Origin of the sequence: Xanthomonas bromi (genome assembly GCF_900092025.1) — a bacterium.
Lineage (GTDB): Bacteria > Pseudomonadota > Gammaproteobacteria > Xanthomonadales > Xanthomonadaceae > Xanthomonas > Xanthomonas bromi.
In genome coordinates this window covers 11352-25514 of sequence record NZ_FLTX01000066.1, presented here as the reverse complement: position 1 = coordinate 25514, position 14163 = coordinate 11352, and the positions used below count along the sequence as shown (strand labels likewise).

Here is a 14163-nt window from a genome sequence, read left to right as displayed (position 1 = left end):
GCGGTCTTGCGGCGGCTGATTGCCTGCCTGATCACCATGGCTATAGCCTCGGTACGCGCAGGTGCTAGCGAGGCGCCAGGCAAGAAGAAACCTGCGCGATGCTGATGGGTGAGTGGAATGCACAGCCTCGTCACATCGACAATGTGCTGCTGCGATAAGACATGGGCCCAATGCACCGAGTGCATTGGGCCCATTGTCATGACCACTCAGAGCATCGACTAAGAGCGGCCAACAAAACTACGACGCAGACGCCAGGCGGGCGCGGCCGGTGCTCGGAATCGGCATGTACCACTCGTACACTCCGGTTCCTGTGCGCCGTCCACGCCCACCTGGCGACCGCTCGCTAGGTTTTGTTAGCCCCTCTAAGTGGCTGCATTTTCGTAACCCCATTTCTGTCGCATGCTCCATACATGCTTACAGGGGCAACGGGTAATATAGGTCAGTCCGCAATCACCTTATCCGGCGTCATCGGCGTGCTGCGGATGCGCTTGCCGGTGGCATGGAAGATGGCATTGCAGATCGCCGCAGAAACACCAACCAGGCCGATCTCGCCAACACCTTTCGCGCCCAGACTGCTGACGATGCGGTCGTCTTCGTCGGCGAAGATCACGTCGATGTCGTGGATGTCGGCGTTGGCCGAGACGTGATACATCGCAAAATCGTGATTCATGAACCGGCCGAAACGGTGGTCGGATTGGGTGTGCTCGTGCAAGGCCTGGCCGATGCCCCAGACCACGCCGCCGACGATCTGGCTGCGTGCAGTGATCGGATTGAGAATGCGCCCAGCGGCAATCGCACTCACCACCCGCGTCACGCGCACCGTGCCCAGTTCTTCGTCCACCCGCACCTCCACAAACACGGCGCCATGCGTGGCACGGGTGTACTTGCGTTGCTTGAGCACGTTGGGCAATAGCAAGAACTTGTCTTCGATGTGCTCCAGCCTTGCAATGCGCAGCAGGTCGGTCAAGGCGATGGCGCTGCTGGCATCTGCACGCAATGCCAGCTTGCCGTCGGCAAACGCCACATCGTCGATTTTGGCCTTCGCGAAGCGCGAGGCCGGCAGCGCCTGGGCCAGCCGCAACAAGCGCGCACGCAGCTTGCCGCACGCGCCATCCACAGCCGAACCGACCGTGGTGACGTGCGAGGAGCCGCCCTCGATCGGTGCAACCGGCAAGGTGGAGTCGCCGAGTCGAAATGTCACCTGTTCCAGCGGCAGACCCAAGGCTTCGGCAGCGATCATCGCCATCACCGTGTAGGTGCCGGTGCCGATATCGCTGGCCGCACTGCTGACCACCAAACGTCCGTCGGCATGCAGCACCGCATGTGCGCGCGCGAACATCTGCATCGCATCCCATTGCCCGGTGGCCATGCCCCAGCCCACCCATTCGCTGCCTTGCTTGCGCGCGCGCGGTTGTAGCGGGCGTTGCGCCCAACCGAAGCGCTCGGCCCCTTGCTCATAACACTGGCGCAACGCTTTGCTGGAGTAGGGCTTGTCGTCGGCCGGATTGACCTCGGCATAGTTCTTCAGGCGCAGCGCCAACGGATCCATGCCGATCTCGTAGGACAGCTCGTCCATCGCCACTTCCAGTGCGTGCACACCATGCGCCGCACCCGGTGCACGCATGTCCATCGGGCTGTAGTGGTCCAGGCTCACCACCTTGTAGCCCAGATGGACGTTATCGCAGGCGTACAACTGGCCGCTCCAGTTGACCACCACTTCCACGTAGTCTTCGATGCGAGAGGTTTCGGCGATGGCTTCATGCCAGATGGAGCGCAAGCTGCCATCGCGGTCGGCGCCGAGCTTCAATCGTTGCAACGTTTCGGGGCGGTGGCCGAAGGTGAACATCTGTTGCCGCGTCAGCACCACGCGGACCGAGCGATCCAGCAGGATCGATGCCATCACCGCCAGTGGCAGTTGATACTGCGGGCGCAGACCGGAGCCGAATGCGCCGCCCACGTACGGGTTGCGCACGGTGACCTTGCGCTTGCTCAGGCCGAACACATGCGAGACGTACCACCGGCTGTTCTGCGAGCCCTGGGTCTTGTCGTAAATGGTGAAGTGCCCGTCGGCATCGCGGATCACGGTGGAAGCGAACAACTCCATCGGGTTGTGGTGTTCCACGCCGCTGTAGTAGTCGGCCTGTATCTGGCACGCCGCAGTGTCGAATGCGCTCTGCGGCTCGCCCTTGTCCTTGGGTGGCGGCGAAAACCCTGCCTTCAATGGCTTGGGCGTGTGGGCACGGTCCAGGTTGGTCATCAGATTGGTGGCATGCGGGTCCTGCAGCAACTCCACTTCCACCAGATGCGCGGCGTGGCGCGCCGCTTCGAACGTTTCGGCAACCACCAGCGCGATGGGCTGGCCGCTGTACAAGATCTTGTTGTCGTACAACGGACGGAATGGCGAACCGGCCGGTGCCGTCATGTCCTTGTAGAACAGATCCATGCCGCGCATGTGCGGGCGGTTTTCGTGGGTGACGATCTCCAGCACACCGGGCACTGCGCGCGCGGCATCCAGATGAAATGCGACGATCTCACCCTTGGCGATGCTGCTGTTGACCACTACGCCATAGGCCAGATCCGATACCGGCCACTCGGCGGCATAGCGCGCTTGGCCGGTGACCTTTGCGCGTCCATCGATGCGAGTGACGCCGGTGCCGGTGGGACGATAACCGGTACCGCTGTCGGCAACCGGTGGGGTCAGCTCGCTGTCGGGCAGGTCGTTGCTGCGTGCATTCATGGCGATTCCTCCAACGCACTGGTGCGCCCGCGGTTGTCGATGGTGCCCTCGCGCGCAACGCGCAATGCACGCACGATGGCGCGGCGTGCCAGCGGCAACTTGAAGGCGTTTTCGCCTTGCGGTTGCGCGCCCTGCAGTAGCGCATCGGCCAGGCGGCCAAAGCTGTCGTCGGTGGCCGGTTGACCAGCTAGTTGTGCTTCTGCATCTGGATTGCGCCACGGCTTGTGCGCCACGCCGCCCAATGCAACGCGTACCTCGCGGATGCTGCCGTCTTCGGCCAAATCCAACGCGGCCGCCACCGACACCAGCGCAAACGCATACGAGAGGCGCTCGCGGATTTTGAGGTATGCACTGTGTGCGACGAAGGGCTGCGCGTCGGGGAGATCGATATGCACGATCAACTCGTCCGGCGCCAAGGTGCTGTCCAGTTCCGGCTGCTCGCCGGGCAAGCGGTGGAAGTGTGCGAACGGAATGTCGCGCTCGCCATTGGCGCCGTGCACATGTACCACTGCATCCAGCGCTGCCAGTGCCACGCACATGTCCGATGGGTGCGTGGCGATGCAGTGCGCGCTGGTGCCCAGGATGGCGTTGTATTTGGTCAGCCCGCCGATGGCCGAACAGCCGGTGCCTGGGGCGCGTTTATTGCACGGCGTCGCGTGGTCGTAGAAATACAGGCAGCGCGTGCGCTGCAACAGGTTGCCGCCATTGCTGGCCATATTGCGGATCTGTGGCGAAGCGCCGGCCAGGATCGCGGCGCTCAGCAATGGGTAACGCGCTTCCACCTCCGGGTGATATGCGGTGTCGGCATTGCGCGCCAGCGCACCCAGGCGCAGACCGCCATCGGGTTGAGGACGGATGCTGTCCAGTGGCAGCCGGTTGATGTCGACCAGAGCGCTGGGGCGCATCAGCTGCAGTTTCATCAAATCGGTGAGATTGGTGCCGCCAGCGATCAGCCGCACCGGCGCCTCGGAGGGCATCGGCTGTGTGTCGTCGCGACGCACTGCGATGGCGCCGAGTGCGGCATCGATGCTGTCCGGGCGCGTATAGGTGAGCGGAATCATGCCGGCACCGTCCCTGGGGTCCATGGGGTGGCCGCGCTTTCGCTGCTGTCGCTGGGCTTGCCCATCACCTCCATGACGGCATCGGTGATCTGCGGATAGGCGCCGCAGCGGCACAGGTTGCCGCTCATCAGTTCACGCACCTGGTCGCGGTCGTGCGCCTTGCCTTCGTTGATCAAGCCTACTGCCGAGCACAGCTGACCCGGGGTGCAATAGCCGCACTGGAATGCATCGTTGGCAATGAAGGCGCGTTGCAGCGGATGCAGGTCTTCGCCATTTGCGAGTCCCTCGACGGTGGTGATGTCGGCACCGTCCTGCATGACGGCCAGGGTCAGGCAGCTATTGATGCGGCGGCCATCGACCAGCACCGTGCAGGCGCCGCACTGGCCATGGTCGCAGCCTTTCTTGGTGCCGGTGAGATCGAGGCGGTCGCGCAGCAAGTCGAGCAGGCTGACCCAGGCTTCGAGTTGCAGTCGATAAGGCTGACCGTTGATGCGCAGGTTGACCGGGTAGGTCGGCGCACTGGTGGCGGCAGTTGCCGGCGCCGTGTCATGCGCAGTGGCGGGTGTGGCAGTCATGCGAGCCCCGTGGCGATGGCTGAGGAAGGCCACCACCTTGACGGCGCTGTGGTCAACGCAAAGTGACCATGTGTGCGATGCGTGCCTATCTAGCGCTATGCAACCGCATTCAACAGCAGCACTGTAATCACGACACGCTCGCGCTTGCATGCGTTGCGAGTGCGGCCCGCAATGCATGCGATGCGATGTGGTGCGCTGAATTCGTCAGGTTGCGCGCGCAGCTATCCGTCTGCGTCCCAGTTGCTGCGACGCTCCGCCGTTATCCTTGCGGCATGAAGACGAGGTGGCAGTAATGAGCCGGCGCGGTGGCAGTGCGGATCTTCCCTTGCATGGAGGGCGCGTTCCGCGTTGGTTGGGTGAGCGAATGGCGCGGCTTGGCGCGGTGATGTGCGAGGCGATCGTGCACAGCTATGGGCGCGATGAAGTGTTGCGGCGGCTTGCACACCCGTTCTGGTTTCAGTCGTTCGGTGCGGTGATGGGGATGGACTGGCATTCGTCCGGCATCACCACCAGCGTGATTGGCGCACTCAAGCGTGGGTTGACGCCATTGTCTGGCGAACTCGGCATCCATGTGTGTGGCGGGCGCGGCCGGCATTCGCGCGCCACGCCTTCCGAATTGCTGGCCGTGGGCGATGCCGTGGGGCTGGATGGCGTTGCATTGGTGCAGGCCAGCCGGCTGGTCGCCAAAGTGGACAGCGCCGCAGTGCAGGACGGCTTCGATCTGTATCTGCACGGGTTCATCGTCAGCGACGACGGCCGCTGGGTGGTGGTGCAACAAGGCATGCACGGGCAGCGCAAGCAGGCACGCCGCTATCACTGGCTCTCCGAAGGACTGAGCAGTTTTGTGGATGCGCCGCATGCGGCTATCGATGGCGCGCATCAAGGCAACATCGTCAATCTTGCCGACCAGCGCGCGGCTGCCTCGCGCGATGCGCAGGTGGAGTTGCTGCGCAGCACGGCGCCGGATCAGCTGGCACGCCAATGGCAACGGATTGCGGGTGAGCAGGTGCCTGCGGCGACTGTGGCGCAAGGTCCGGTCACCGGCGATCTGTTCGCCGGGCAGGAGTGGGACCCGGCGCAGCAACCGCATCTGTCCCTGCCCGATCATCACGATGTGCGCGGCGAGAACGTGATCGTCCGCCGGCTGCATGGCAGCCTGGCTGCGGCGGCCGAAGCGGGGCCCCGCGATTTCACCGCGTTGCTGCAGGTGCCGGGCGTGGGTGCGCGTACCTTGCGCTCGCTGGCGATGGTGGCTGAAGTGGTGCACGGCACACCGTGCCGTTTCAGCGACCCGGCACGCTTTTCGCTTGCGCACGGCGGCAAGGACCGGCAACCGTTCCCGGTACCTACACGCGTGCTCGATCACACCATCGGCGTGCTCAAGCAGGCGATGCAGCAGGCCAAGCTCGGTCACGACGAACGCTTGCAGGCGATCGCACGGCTGGATGCACAGGCGCGTCGTCTCGAAGCCACTGCACAGGGGCCGACAGTGGAAGACTACATTGCGCAGGAACGTCGCGATGCGCATCGGTACGGCGGGCGCAGCGTGTTCGGTTGGGAACCAGCACCAGAGGATGCGCACGCGCATGTAAGTCGTCGATGAGCATGCGCGGAAGTAGCAGTACACCGCTCGCCATCGACGGGCGCTGCTTCACCTATGTGTTTCCTTGCCAGTGGGAAGACCATTGCAAGATCGGTTTCTCGCGGGATCCGTTGCGACGTATCGGTAGCCTGCATCCGCGCTGGTTCGATTTTTTCGATCTGGAACGCGCGTTGCTCGTCGAAGTCGAGCGCGAGCGCGACGCGCGCGATCTGAAGTTGCAACTGCGTCGCCCCTTGCTTGCGCATAAAGCACCGGCACCGATGGCGATCCGCGCAGTCGTCGGTGGGCATACCGAGTGGTTCCGTGGCGTGAGTGAGGCACTGGAACTGGCAGTGAGCGGTTTGCATGCCCACGGCTACCGCGTGTTCGTCTTGCGCGACTGGTTGCACGCGGCGATGGCGCAGTGCATTGATCGGTTGTACGACTGGTCGGCCGTGCAGCTGAGTCCGGACGAACTGGATGGGCTGGTCGGGCCGACACCGGCGCAACGTGCGCTGCGCGACGTGCTGGATGGGTATCGCGCCCTCGATCTGCCGCTGCAGGCGCATCTGCCCGAACAGATCTGGGCGTGGTATTGCGGCGCGCAGTGAGCGTGTTGGCGTGCCACCTCCCAACACCGCCTCCAAGGCCACCAGGAAGAAGGCCGCATAGGACGACGCTGTAGCCAATTCCGACAAGCCGCCCTCGCTGACCCGTGCAGCGGGTGCAAAGAAAGCGCTGAAGACCGCAAGCAAAAAAACTACGGCCAGCAAGACGATAGGCAGGCATTGTCGGCACAGACCAGGCACGCCGCCAAGAAGCGCACCGCCAGCGTCCGCTCGGTAGCCGCGAAGAAAGCCGTGAAAACCAAAGGCCCGGCCGTGCGCAAGGCGGCGGCGAAGAAGGCGGTCGCGACGCGCAAGCGTACCGACCAGGGCAGTGCCACCTAGTGCAGCGATCGATCATGCTGCGTGCGCCAGACAGACACGGCTTGTCTGACGCAACTGCCTGACACAGCGCGTTTCGGTCAGCTCGCTTCAGCCGTAGATGGGCGTCGATTCGTTGACGCGTTGCGGGTGTCGTACCTGCAGGCGAGGACGCAGCCATGTCGCGCAGGCCGCTTCGTCCAGCGATCCGTCGGCCAGCCCCATATAGAACCCGTAGAGCTCCAGATCGTCTGCCACCATGATTGCGCCGTTGAGCACGATGAAGGTTTCGCAGGCGACGGCGGCGGTGCGTTTGTTGCCGTCGACAAATGGATGATTGCGCGCCAGGCCATAGGCCAGGCTGGCCGCAAGCGCCGCCAGATCCGGCGGCGGCGCGCCGTAGGACAGCAATTGCCTGGGTCTGGCCAGCGCAGAGTCGAGCAGGGCATCGTCGCGCACGCCGCTGGCGCCGCCATGCTCGGCCAGCTGACGGTCATGGATGGCCAGCACCAGCGGCCGTTCGATCAAAATGATCATGGGAATGGCTTACTGCGCCAGCTTGTGCAGCAGCGTGCGGCGCTCGCGCATCACCTGTTCGGCCACGTCCATCTGTGCGGCCAGGGTGGGGTCGAAATTGGTCAGCTTGATGCCGTCTGGTGTTTCCAGTGCATAGAGTTCGTCGCCCTTTCCGAGCCGCAGGCGAGCCAGCAGTTCCTTGGGCAGGATGACCCCGGCGGAATTGCCGATGGCGGTGATCTTGAGCTTCATGGCGGACCTCCTGTTAATACGAAAGTTATAACTCCGCAATCGGTCCCCCGCAAGCCGGATGGCTGAAGCGGCTCAGCAAGCCAATCTCGCCTGCTGCGACCAATCGGTGTACAAATGTACACCTTGTTCCGTCCGGCTACCGCGCCCCAATGTCACCGCTCACCCCCCAACGTGCCGCCGTGCTGGCCTTCCTGCAGGAGCAGGCCCAGGCAGGTGTGTCGCCCAGTCTGGCCGAGATCGCGCAGGCCTTCGGGTTTGCCTCGCGCAATGCCGCGCAAAAGCACGTGCAGGCGCTGGCCGAGGCCGGTTTGATCGAACTGCGGCCCAACCAAAAGCGCGGCATCCGCGTGCCGGGGGGCGCCGGGCGCGATGCCTTGCTGGCCTTGCCGGTGCTGGGCCGGGTGGCGGCGGGTGTGCCGATCGGGGCGGATATCGGGCTGGAGCAGCAGCTGTGGCTGGACCGCGCGCTGTTTTCGCTGCGTCCGGATTACCTGTTGCAGGTGCAGGGCGATTCGATGATCGACGACGGCATCCTGGACGGCGACCTGGTCGGCGTGCATCGCAGCAACGAGGCGCGCGACGGGCAGATCGTGGTGGCGCGGGTGGATGGCGAAATCACCATCAAGCGCCTGGAGCGCGGCGCCGAACGCATCCGCCTGCTGCCGCGCAATCGCGCGCATGCGCCGATCGTGGTGGCGGCTGACGCCGACTTCGCGATCGAAGGGCTGTACTGCGGCCTGATCCGGCAGGGCTGACATGAGCCAGGAGCCGGCACGCATCAGACAGGACGGCAATGCGGCGGTGGCACTGCCGCTGGACGCCCTGCTCGCGGCGCGTACGGTCTGGCGTGCGGGCCAGGGGACGGCCACCGCCAATGGTGGCGAATCCACCGGACACGCGGCATTGGATGCGCTGCTGCCCGATGGCGGCTGGCCGCGGCGTGCGTTGACCGAATTGCTGTTGTCTGCGCATGGCATCGGCGAGATCGCCTTGTTGCTGCCCACCCTGGCGCGGATGACCGGCGCCAGTAGCCGGGTGGTATTGGTAGCGCCGCCGTTCATTCCCTATGCGCCGGCCTGGCAGGCCGGCGGGGTGGTGCTGGAGCATCTGGAAGTGGTGCAGGCTGAGCCGCGCGATGCCTTGTGGGCGTTCGAACAATGCCTGCGCAGCGGCGCATGCGCCGCGGTGCTGGGGTGGCCGCAGACCGGCGATACGCGTGCGCTGCGCCGGTTGCAGGTGGCGGCCGATAGCGGCAATTGCTGCGCGTTCGCATTGCGCGATCGTCGCCATGCGGTGAATGCATCGCCGGCGGCCTTGCGGCTGGAATTCCTGCCCGAGCGTGATGCCTGGCAGGTGCGCAAATGCCGCGGCGGTCAGGTCCCGTCGCAGCCGTTGCGGTTGGCGCATTGAGGCGTGCGCATGTTGTGGGCCTGCATCTTGCTGCCGCAGCTGGCGCTGGACGCTGTCCTTCGGCGTCTGGAAGAGCCGCAGGCGCCGCTGGTGCTGGTGGAAGGCCCGGCGCAGTTGCGCAGCCTGCACTCGGTCAATGCCGCCGCTGCCGTGGCCGGGCTGAAGGCCGGCATGCGGCTGTCGGCGGCGCATGCGTTGATGACGCAGGTACGCACCATCGATTACGACGCGCAGAACGAAGCGCGCACGCAGCGGTTTCTGGCGGCCTGGGCGTACCGGCACAGTTCGTTGGTGAGCCAGCAATGGTCGCGTGCCGTCGTGCTGGAGGCGGGCGCGAGTTTTCGTCTGTTCGGCCCCTGGCCGCGCTTCGAGCGCCGCCTGCGCGACGAGCTGCAGGCCTTGGGTTTCCAGCACCGGCTTGCGCTGGCGCCCACACCGCGCGCCGCGCGCGTGCTGGCCGGCCTGCGCGACGGCATGGCGGTGACGCAGTTGCCGGCCCTGCACAGCACGCTCGACAACGTACCGGTGCGCCGCGCCGCGTTGCCGGGCGATGTGGGCGAGCGCCTGCAGCATATGGGCGTGCGCACGCTCGCGGCGGTGCGCGCCTTGCCGCGCGACGGATTGCGCCGGCGCTTCGGTGCGGGCCTGCTCGATCATCTGGACCGCCTCTACGGCCAGGTCGACGACCCGCTGGAATGCTACGCGCCGCCAGACCATTTCGACCACCGCGTGGAGCTGGGCTATGAGGTGGAAACGCATCCGGCGCTGCTGTTTCCGTTGCGTCGCCTAATTGGTGACTTGTGCACGTATCTGTCCATTCGCGATGGTGGCGTGCAGCGGTTTTTGTTGCGCCTGGAACACGAGGAAGGCGCGACCGATGTGGAAATCGGCCTGCTGACGCCGGAACGTGCGCCCACGTTGCTATTCGAGCTGGCCCGCAACCGGCTGGAGCGGGTGGAGATTCCGCGCCCGGTGGTGGCGATGCGCCTGCTGGCACGGCAACTGCCGCCGTTTGTCCCGGCCATGCGCGACTTGTTCGATCAACGCGCGCAGCAATCGGTGGAGTGGCCGCAACTGCGCGAACGCTTGCGTGCGCGGCTGGGCGATGAGGCGGTGTATCGCGTGCTGCCGGCCGACGACCCGCGCCCGGAACGCGCCTGGCGTCGCGCCATCGGCGATGCGGTGCGCGAAGCTGCTGCGCCGCCACGTCCGCCGCGCCCTACCTGGCTGCTGCCGCAACCGGTGCCGCTGCACGACCCGCACCTGCGTATCGTCTCCGGCCCGGAACGGCTGGAAAGCGGCTGGTGGGACGACGACGAAGCACGTCGCGATTACTACGTGGTGGAGACCGCACGCGGCCGACGCGGCTGGGTATTCGCCGCGCCTGGCCGGGTGGATGGCTGGATGCTGCACGGATGGTTTGCGTGAGCGCAGGCATGCCCGCGCGGTCGGAGCATGTGTCGCCTGGCTGGTCGTGGCGGCTTGGGCGCAAGCCGATGCCATGGCTCCGGTCAAACGCAGCAGGCGCTGTAGCCGCGCGATCTGCCGTGCACTGGAAATACCGTATCGCGCAGCCCGCTGTTGAAGGCATCCGTGCATGAGCTGGGATGACGCCATCGATGGCGTAGACCGCGACACGCCCGGCGGGCGCATGCCACGTGCCTGGAATGTTGCCGCGCGGTTGCGCGCGGCCAACGACGACATCAGCCATGCGCAGGTCGCCGATGGCTTGCCTGACTATGCCGAACTGCACTGCCTGTCGGACTTCTCGTTCCTGCGTGGGGCCTCCAGTGCCGAGCAGTTGTTCGCACGCGCGCAGCACTGCGGCTACAGCGCCTTGGCCATTACCGACGAATGCTCGCTGGCCGGCATCGTGCGTGGCCTGGAAGCGTCGCGCGTCACCGGCGTGCGGCTGATCGTGGGCAGCGAATTCACCCTGGTCGATGGCACCCGCTTCGTGCTGCTGGTGGAAAACGCACACGGTTATCCGCAGTTGTGCAGCTTGATCACCACCGCACGGCGCGCGGCGGGCAAGGGCGACTATCGCTTGGGGCGTGCGGACGTCCAGGCGCAGTTCCGCGAGGGTGTGCCAGGTGTGTTTGCGCTGTGGTTGCCTGGCGCGCAGCCGCAGGCAGAGCAGGGCGCCTGGTTGCAACAGGTCTTCGGCGTGCGTGCGTTTCTGGCGGTGGAGCTGCATCGCGAACAGGACGACGCCGCACGCCTGCAGGCGCTGCAATTGCTGGCGCAACACCTGGGCATGGCCGCATTGGCCAGTGGCGATGTGCATATGGCGCAGCGCCGCGAGCGCATCGTGCAGGACACCTTGACCGCCATCCGCCACACCACCGCGCTGGCCGAGTGCGGCGCGCACCTGTTCCGCAATGGCGAGCGGCATCTGCGCACGCGGCGCGCCTTGGGCAATATCTATCCCGATGCGCTGTTGCAGGCCACGGTGGAGTTGGCGCAGCGGTGTACCTTCGATCTTTCCAAGATCAGCTATAGCTACCCCAGAGAATTGGTGCCGGAAGGGCATACGCCCACCAGTTACCTACGCCAGCTCACCGAGCAGGGCATGCGTGAGCGGTGGCCCGATGGTACGCCAGAGAAAATACGCGACGACATCGAGAAGGAATTGGCGCTGATCGCCGAACTGGAATACGAGGCGTTCTTTCTTACCGTGCGCGATGTCGTGCACTTCGCGCGTTCAAAAGGCATTCTTTGTCAGGGGCGTGGGTCGTCGGCAAATTCGGCAGTGTGCTACGCGCTCGCAATTACCTCGGTGGATCCACGCAAGACGCGTTTGCTGATCTCGCGCTTCTTGTCCAAGGCACGCAACGAGCCGCCGGATATCGACGTCGATTTCGAGCACGAGCGCCGCGAAGAAGTGCTGCAATACGTCTACACCAAATACGGCCGGGAGCGCGCGGCATTGGCCGCTACGGTGATCTGCTATCGCGGCAAGAGCGCCGTGCGCGATGTGGCCAAGGCCTTCGGCCTGCCGCCGGATCAGATCGCGTTGCTGGCCAATTGCTACGGTTGGGGCAATGGCGAAACGCCGATGGAACAGCGCATCGAAGAAGCCGGGTTCGATCTGGCCAACCCGTTGATCAACAAGATCCTCGCCGTCACCGAACACCTGCGCGATCACCCGCGCCATCTGTCGCAGCATGTCGGTGGCTTCGTCATCTCCGACGAACCCCTGTCGATGCTGGTGCCGGTGGAAAACGCGGCCATGCGTGATCGCACCATCATCCAGTGGGACAAGGACGATCTGGAAACCATGAAGCTGCTCAAGGTCGATTGCCTGGCCCTGGGCATGCTGACCTGCATCCGCAAGACGCTGGATCTGGTGCGTGGTCAGCGGGGACGCGACTACGCTTTGGCGACGTTGCCGGATGAGGATCCGGATACCTACAAGATGATCCAGCGTGCCGACACAGTCGGCGTATTCCAGATCGAGTCGCGCGCGCAGATGGCGATGCTGCCGCGGCTCAAACCTGCAGAGTTCTACGACCTGGTGATCGAAGTGGCGATCGTGCGCCCCGGCCCCATCCAGGGCGACATGGTGCATCCGTACCTGCAACGTCGCAAAGACAAGAACCTGATCAGCTATCCCTCCGAAGGCGTAGAGAAGATTCTGGGGCCGACATTGGGGATTCCGCTGTTCCAGGAGCAGGTGATGGAACTGGTGATCCATGCCGGCTACGACCCCGACGAGGCCGACAAGCTACGCCGTTCGATGGCGGCCTGGCGACGTGGTGGCGATATGGAATCGCATCGCGTACGTATCCGCGGATTGATGGAAGGCAAAGGCTACGCCTCCACCTTCATCGACCAGATCTTCGAACAGATCAAGGGCTTCGGCTCCTACGGGTTTCCGCAAAGTCATGCCGCCTCGTTCGCCAAACTCGTCTACGCCAGTTGCTGGCTCAAACGTCACGAGCCGGCTGCCTTCGCCTGCGGGCTGCTCAACGCGCAGCCGATGGGGTTTTATTCGGCTAGCCAGATCGTGCAGGACGCGCGCCGCGGCAGCCCCGAGCGCGCGCGCGTGGAGGTGCTGCCGGTGGATGTGCTGCACAGCGATTGGGACAACACCCTGGTCGGCGGGCGGCCGTGGCGCAGCGACGCAGATCCTGGCGAACAACCGGCGATCCGGCTGGGCATGCGGCAGGTCGCTGGAGTATCGGAAGTGGTGGCACAGCGCATCGTTGCCGCACGCACGCAGCGGGCGTTCGCCGATATCGGCGATCTGTGCCTGCGCGCCGCACTCGATGAAAAAGCGCGCCTGGCACTGGCCGAAGCCGGGGCCTTGCAGGGCATGGTGGGCAATCGCAACGCCGCACGCTGGGCCATGGCCGGCGTGGAGGCGCGGCGCCCGCTGTTGCCGGGCAGCCCGGAAGAGCGCCCGGTGGAGTTCGAAGCCCCGCGTGCGGGCGAAGAGATTCTTGCCGATTACCGCTCGGTCGGTCTGAGTCTGCGCCAACATCCAATGGCGCTGCTGCGCCCGCAGATGCGCCAGCGGCGCATCCTCGGCCTGCGCGAATTGCAGGGGCGCCGCCATGGCAGCGGCGTGCATGTCGCCGGGCTGGTCACCCAACGCCAGCGTCCGGCCACCGCCAAGGGCACCATCTTCGTCACCCTGGAAGACGAACACGGCATGATCAACGTCATCGTCTGGTCGCACCTGGCGCTGCGCCGACGCCGTGCGCTGCTGGAATCGCGCCTGCTCGCCGTGCGTGGCCGCTGGGAACGCGTGGATGGCGTGGAGCACCTGATCGCCGGCGACCTGCACGACCTCAGCGATTTGCTCGGCGAGATGCAGCTGCCCTCGCGCGATTTTCATTAGTGCTGCCGACGCCGGCACGCACCGGCAACGCAACGATGCGTGATGTCCATGCACGTGCTGCGGCTGCGCTCAGTCCAACGTTGCGTCGCTGCGCGCTCGTCACCGACGCTGACGACAGCCAACCGGCAGACGCGCCGGCATCCACGTCATCGCCTGCAACATTGCTGTCGAGTTCGCTGATGGCCGTGATCATTGCCCGACAAGGTGCGAGATGTCGCCTCCAGCGCACAAACCCATGCGCGTGCATGAATAAGCCCG

Annotated in this window: 11 protein-coding genes, 1 other RNA gene and 1 pseudogene; 8 read left to right on the top strand and 5 right to left on the bottom strand. The window is 65.1% G+C overall.

Going from position 1 to position 14163, the window contains the following annotated elements; all coding sequences use genetic code 11:
* Nucleotides 1-283: 283 nt before the first annotated feature.
* A non-coding RNA gene (locus XBLMG947_RS18310) (sX9 sRNA) lies at nucleotides 284-359 on the top strand.
* 80 nt (nucleotides 360-439) lie between these two features.
* Here XBLMG947_RS18310 and XBLMG947_RS18305 read toward each other — a convergent pair.
* From XBLMG947_RS18305 to XBLMG947_RS18295, 3 genes are read right to left on the bottom strand one after another with little or no spacing between them, the layout of a single operon-like run.
* Entirely contained in the window at nucleotides 440-2737 is a 2298-nt protein-coding gene (locus tag XBLMG947_RS18305) for a xanthine dehydrogenase family protein molybdopterin-binding subunit (protein ID WP_065470011.1), read from the bottom strand.
* Nucleotides 2734-3822 carry an FAD binding domain-containing protein gene (locus XBLMG947_RS18300; RefSeq protein ID WP_065470010.1) on the bottom strand — a complete coding sequence of 363 codons (1089 nt, stop codon included), beginning with the start codon at nucleotides 3820-3822 and terminating at the stop codon, nucleotides 2734-2736. Before XBLMG947_RS18300 ends, XBLMG947_RS18305 begins: the two co-directional genes overlap by 4 nt.
* Nucleotides 3795-4373, bottom strand: a complete 579-nt coding sequence (locus XBLMG947_RS18295) for a (2Fe-2S)-binding protein (RefSeq protein WP_065470009.1) — start codon at nucleotides 4371-4373, stop codon at nucleotides 3795-3797. The genes XBLMG947_RS18300 and XBLMG947_RS18295 overlap by 28 nt, the downstream gene beginning before the upstream one ends.
* A gap of 292 nt (nucleotides 4374-4665) precedes the next feature.
* On the opposite strand from XBLMG947_RS18295, the gene XBLMG947_RS18290 reads away from it, so the two are divergent.
* The 3 genes and pseudogenes from XBLMG947_RS18290 to XBLMG947_RS18280 form a co-directional block, all read left to right on the top strand.
* A complete protein-coding gene (locus tag XBLMG947_RS18290) occupies nucleotides 4666-5976 on the top strand; it encodes a DUF763 domain-containing protein (RefSeq protein WP_065470008.1) in 1311 nt (436 codons plus the stop codon).
* Nucleotides 5973-6566, top strand: coding sequence for a GIY-YIG nuclease family protein (locus tag XBLMG947_RS18285; RefSeq protein ID WP_065470007.1), 594 nt, complete (start codon nucleotides 5973-5975; stop codon nucleotides 6564-6566). The genes XBLMG947_RS18290 and XBLMG947_RS18285 overlap by 4 nt, the downstream gene beginning before the upstream one ends.
* A 16-nt stretch (nucleotides 6567-6582) precedes the next feature.
* A pseudogene (locus XBLMG947_RS18280) lies at nucleotides 6583-6905 on the top strand (DNA-binding protein); the annotation flags it as partial.
* An 87-nt stretch (nucleotides 6906-6992) separates the two neighbouring features.
* Here the strand turns inward: XBLMG947_RS18280 and XBLMG947_RS18275 are convergent.
* Together XBLMG947_RS18275 and XBLMG947_RS18270 are read right to left on the bottom strand one after the other, a co-directional pair.
* Nucleotides 6993-7418, bottom strand: coding sequence for a type II toxin-antitoxin system death-on-curing family toxin (locus XBLMG947_RS18275; protein WP_065470006.1), 426 nt, complete (start codon nucleotides 7416-7418; stop codon nucleotides 6993-6995).
* Between the two features lie 9 nt (nucleotides 7419-7427).
* Complete coding sequence (locus XBLMG947_RS18270) at nucleotides 7428-7649, bottom strand: AbrB/MazE/SpoVT family DNA-binding domain-containing protein (protein WP_065470005.1); 222 nt, start codon at nucleotides 7647-7649, stop codon at nucleotides 7428-7430.
* A gap of 149 nt (nucleotides 7650-7798) precedes the next feature.
* Between XBLMG947_RS18270 and lexA the strand changes: the two genes are divergently transcribed.
* The 4 genes from lexA to XBLMG947_RS18250 all read left to right on the top strand — a co-directional run bounded on the left by lexA (nucleotide 7799) and on the right by XBLMG947_RS18250 (nucleotide 13905).
* Nucleotides 7799-8404, top strand: a complete 606-nt coding sequence (gene lexA, locus XBLMG947_RS18265; RefSeq protein ID WP_065470004.1) for a transcriptional repressor LexA — start codon at nucleotides 7799-7801, stop codon at nucleotides 8402-8404.
* A 1-nt stretch (nucleotide 8405) separates the two neighbouring features.
* The gene (gene imuA, locus XBLMG947_RS18260) at nucleotides 8406-9059 is read left to right on the top strand and encodes a translesion DNA synthesis-associated protein ImuA (RefSeq protein ID WP_065470003.1); all 654 of its coding nucleotides are present in this window, start codon (nucleotides 8406-8408) and stop codon (nucleotides 9057-9059) included.
* A gap of 9 nt (nucleotides 9060-9068) precedes the next feature.
* Nucleotides 9069-10487 carry a Y-family DNA polymerase gene (locus XBLMG947_RS18255; protein WP_065470002.1) on the top strand — a complete coding sequence of 473 codons (1419 nt, stop codon included), beginning with the start codon at nucleotides 9069-9071 and terminating at the stop codon, nucleotides 10485-10487.
* 169 nt (nucleotides 10488-10656) lie between these two features.
* Nucleotides 10657-13905, top strand: a complete 3249-nt coding sequence (locus XBLMG947_RS18250; RefSeq protein WP_065470001.1) for an error-prone DNA polymerase — start codon at nucleotides 10657-10659, stop codon at nucleotides 13903-13905.
* The last annotated feature ends 258 nt before the right edge of the window (nucleotides 13906-14163 follow it).

Excerpts from the sequence above, each read along its gene's own strand:
- XBLMG947_RS18305 (WP_065470011.1), bottom strand. The coding sequence starts at position 2,737 with ATGAATGCACGCAGCAACGACCTGCCCGACAGCGAGCTGACCCCACCG.
- XBLMG947_RS18300 (WP_065470010.1), bottom strand. The coding sequence starts at position 3,822 with ATGGACCCCAGGGACGGTGCCGGCATGATTCCGCTCACCTATACGCGC.
- XBLMG947_RS18295 (WP_065470009.1), bottom strand. The coding sequence starts at position 4,373 with ATGACTGCCACACCCGCCACTGCGCATGACACGGCGCCGGCAACTGCC.
- XBLMG947_RS18290 (WP_065470008.1), top strand. The coding sequence starts at position 4,666 with ATGAGCCGGCGCGGTGGCAGTGCGGATCTTCCCTTGCATGGAGGGCGC.
- XBLMG947_RS18285 (WP_065470007.1), top strand. The coding sequence starts at position 5,973 with ATGAGCATGCGCGGAAGTAGCAGTACACCGCTCGCCATCGACGGGCGC.
- XBLMG947_RS18275 (WP_065470006.1), bottom strand. The coding sequence starts at position 7,418 with ATGATCATTTTGATCGAACGGCCGCTGGTGCTGGCCATCCATGACCGT.
- XBLMG947_RS18270 (WP_065470005.1), bottom strand. The coding sequence starts at position 7,649 with ATGAAGCTCAAGATCACCGCCATCGGCAATTCCGCCGGGGTCATCCTG.
- lexA (WP_065470004.1), top strand. The coding sequence starts at position 7,799 with ATGTCACCGCTCACCCCCCAACGTGCCGCCGTGCTGGCCTTCCTGCAG.
- imuA (WP_065470003.1), top strand. The coding sequence starts at position 8,406 with ATGAGCCAGGAGCCGGCACGCATCAGACAGGACGGCAATGCGGCGGTG.
- XBLMG947_RS18255 (WP_065470002.1), top strand. The coding sequence starts at position 9,069 with ATGTTGTGGGCCTGCATCTTGCTGCCGCAGCTGGCGCTGGACGCTGTC.
- XBLMG947_RS18250 (WP_065470001.1), top strand. The coding sequence starts at position 10,657 with ATGAGCTGGGATGACGCCATCGATGGCGTAGACCGCGACACGCCCGGC.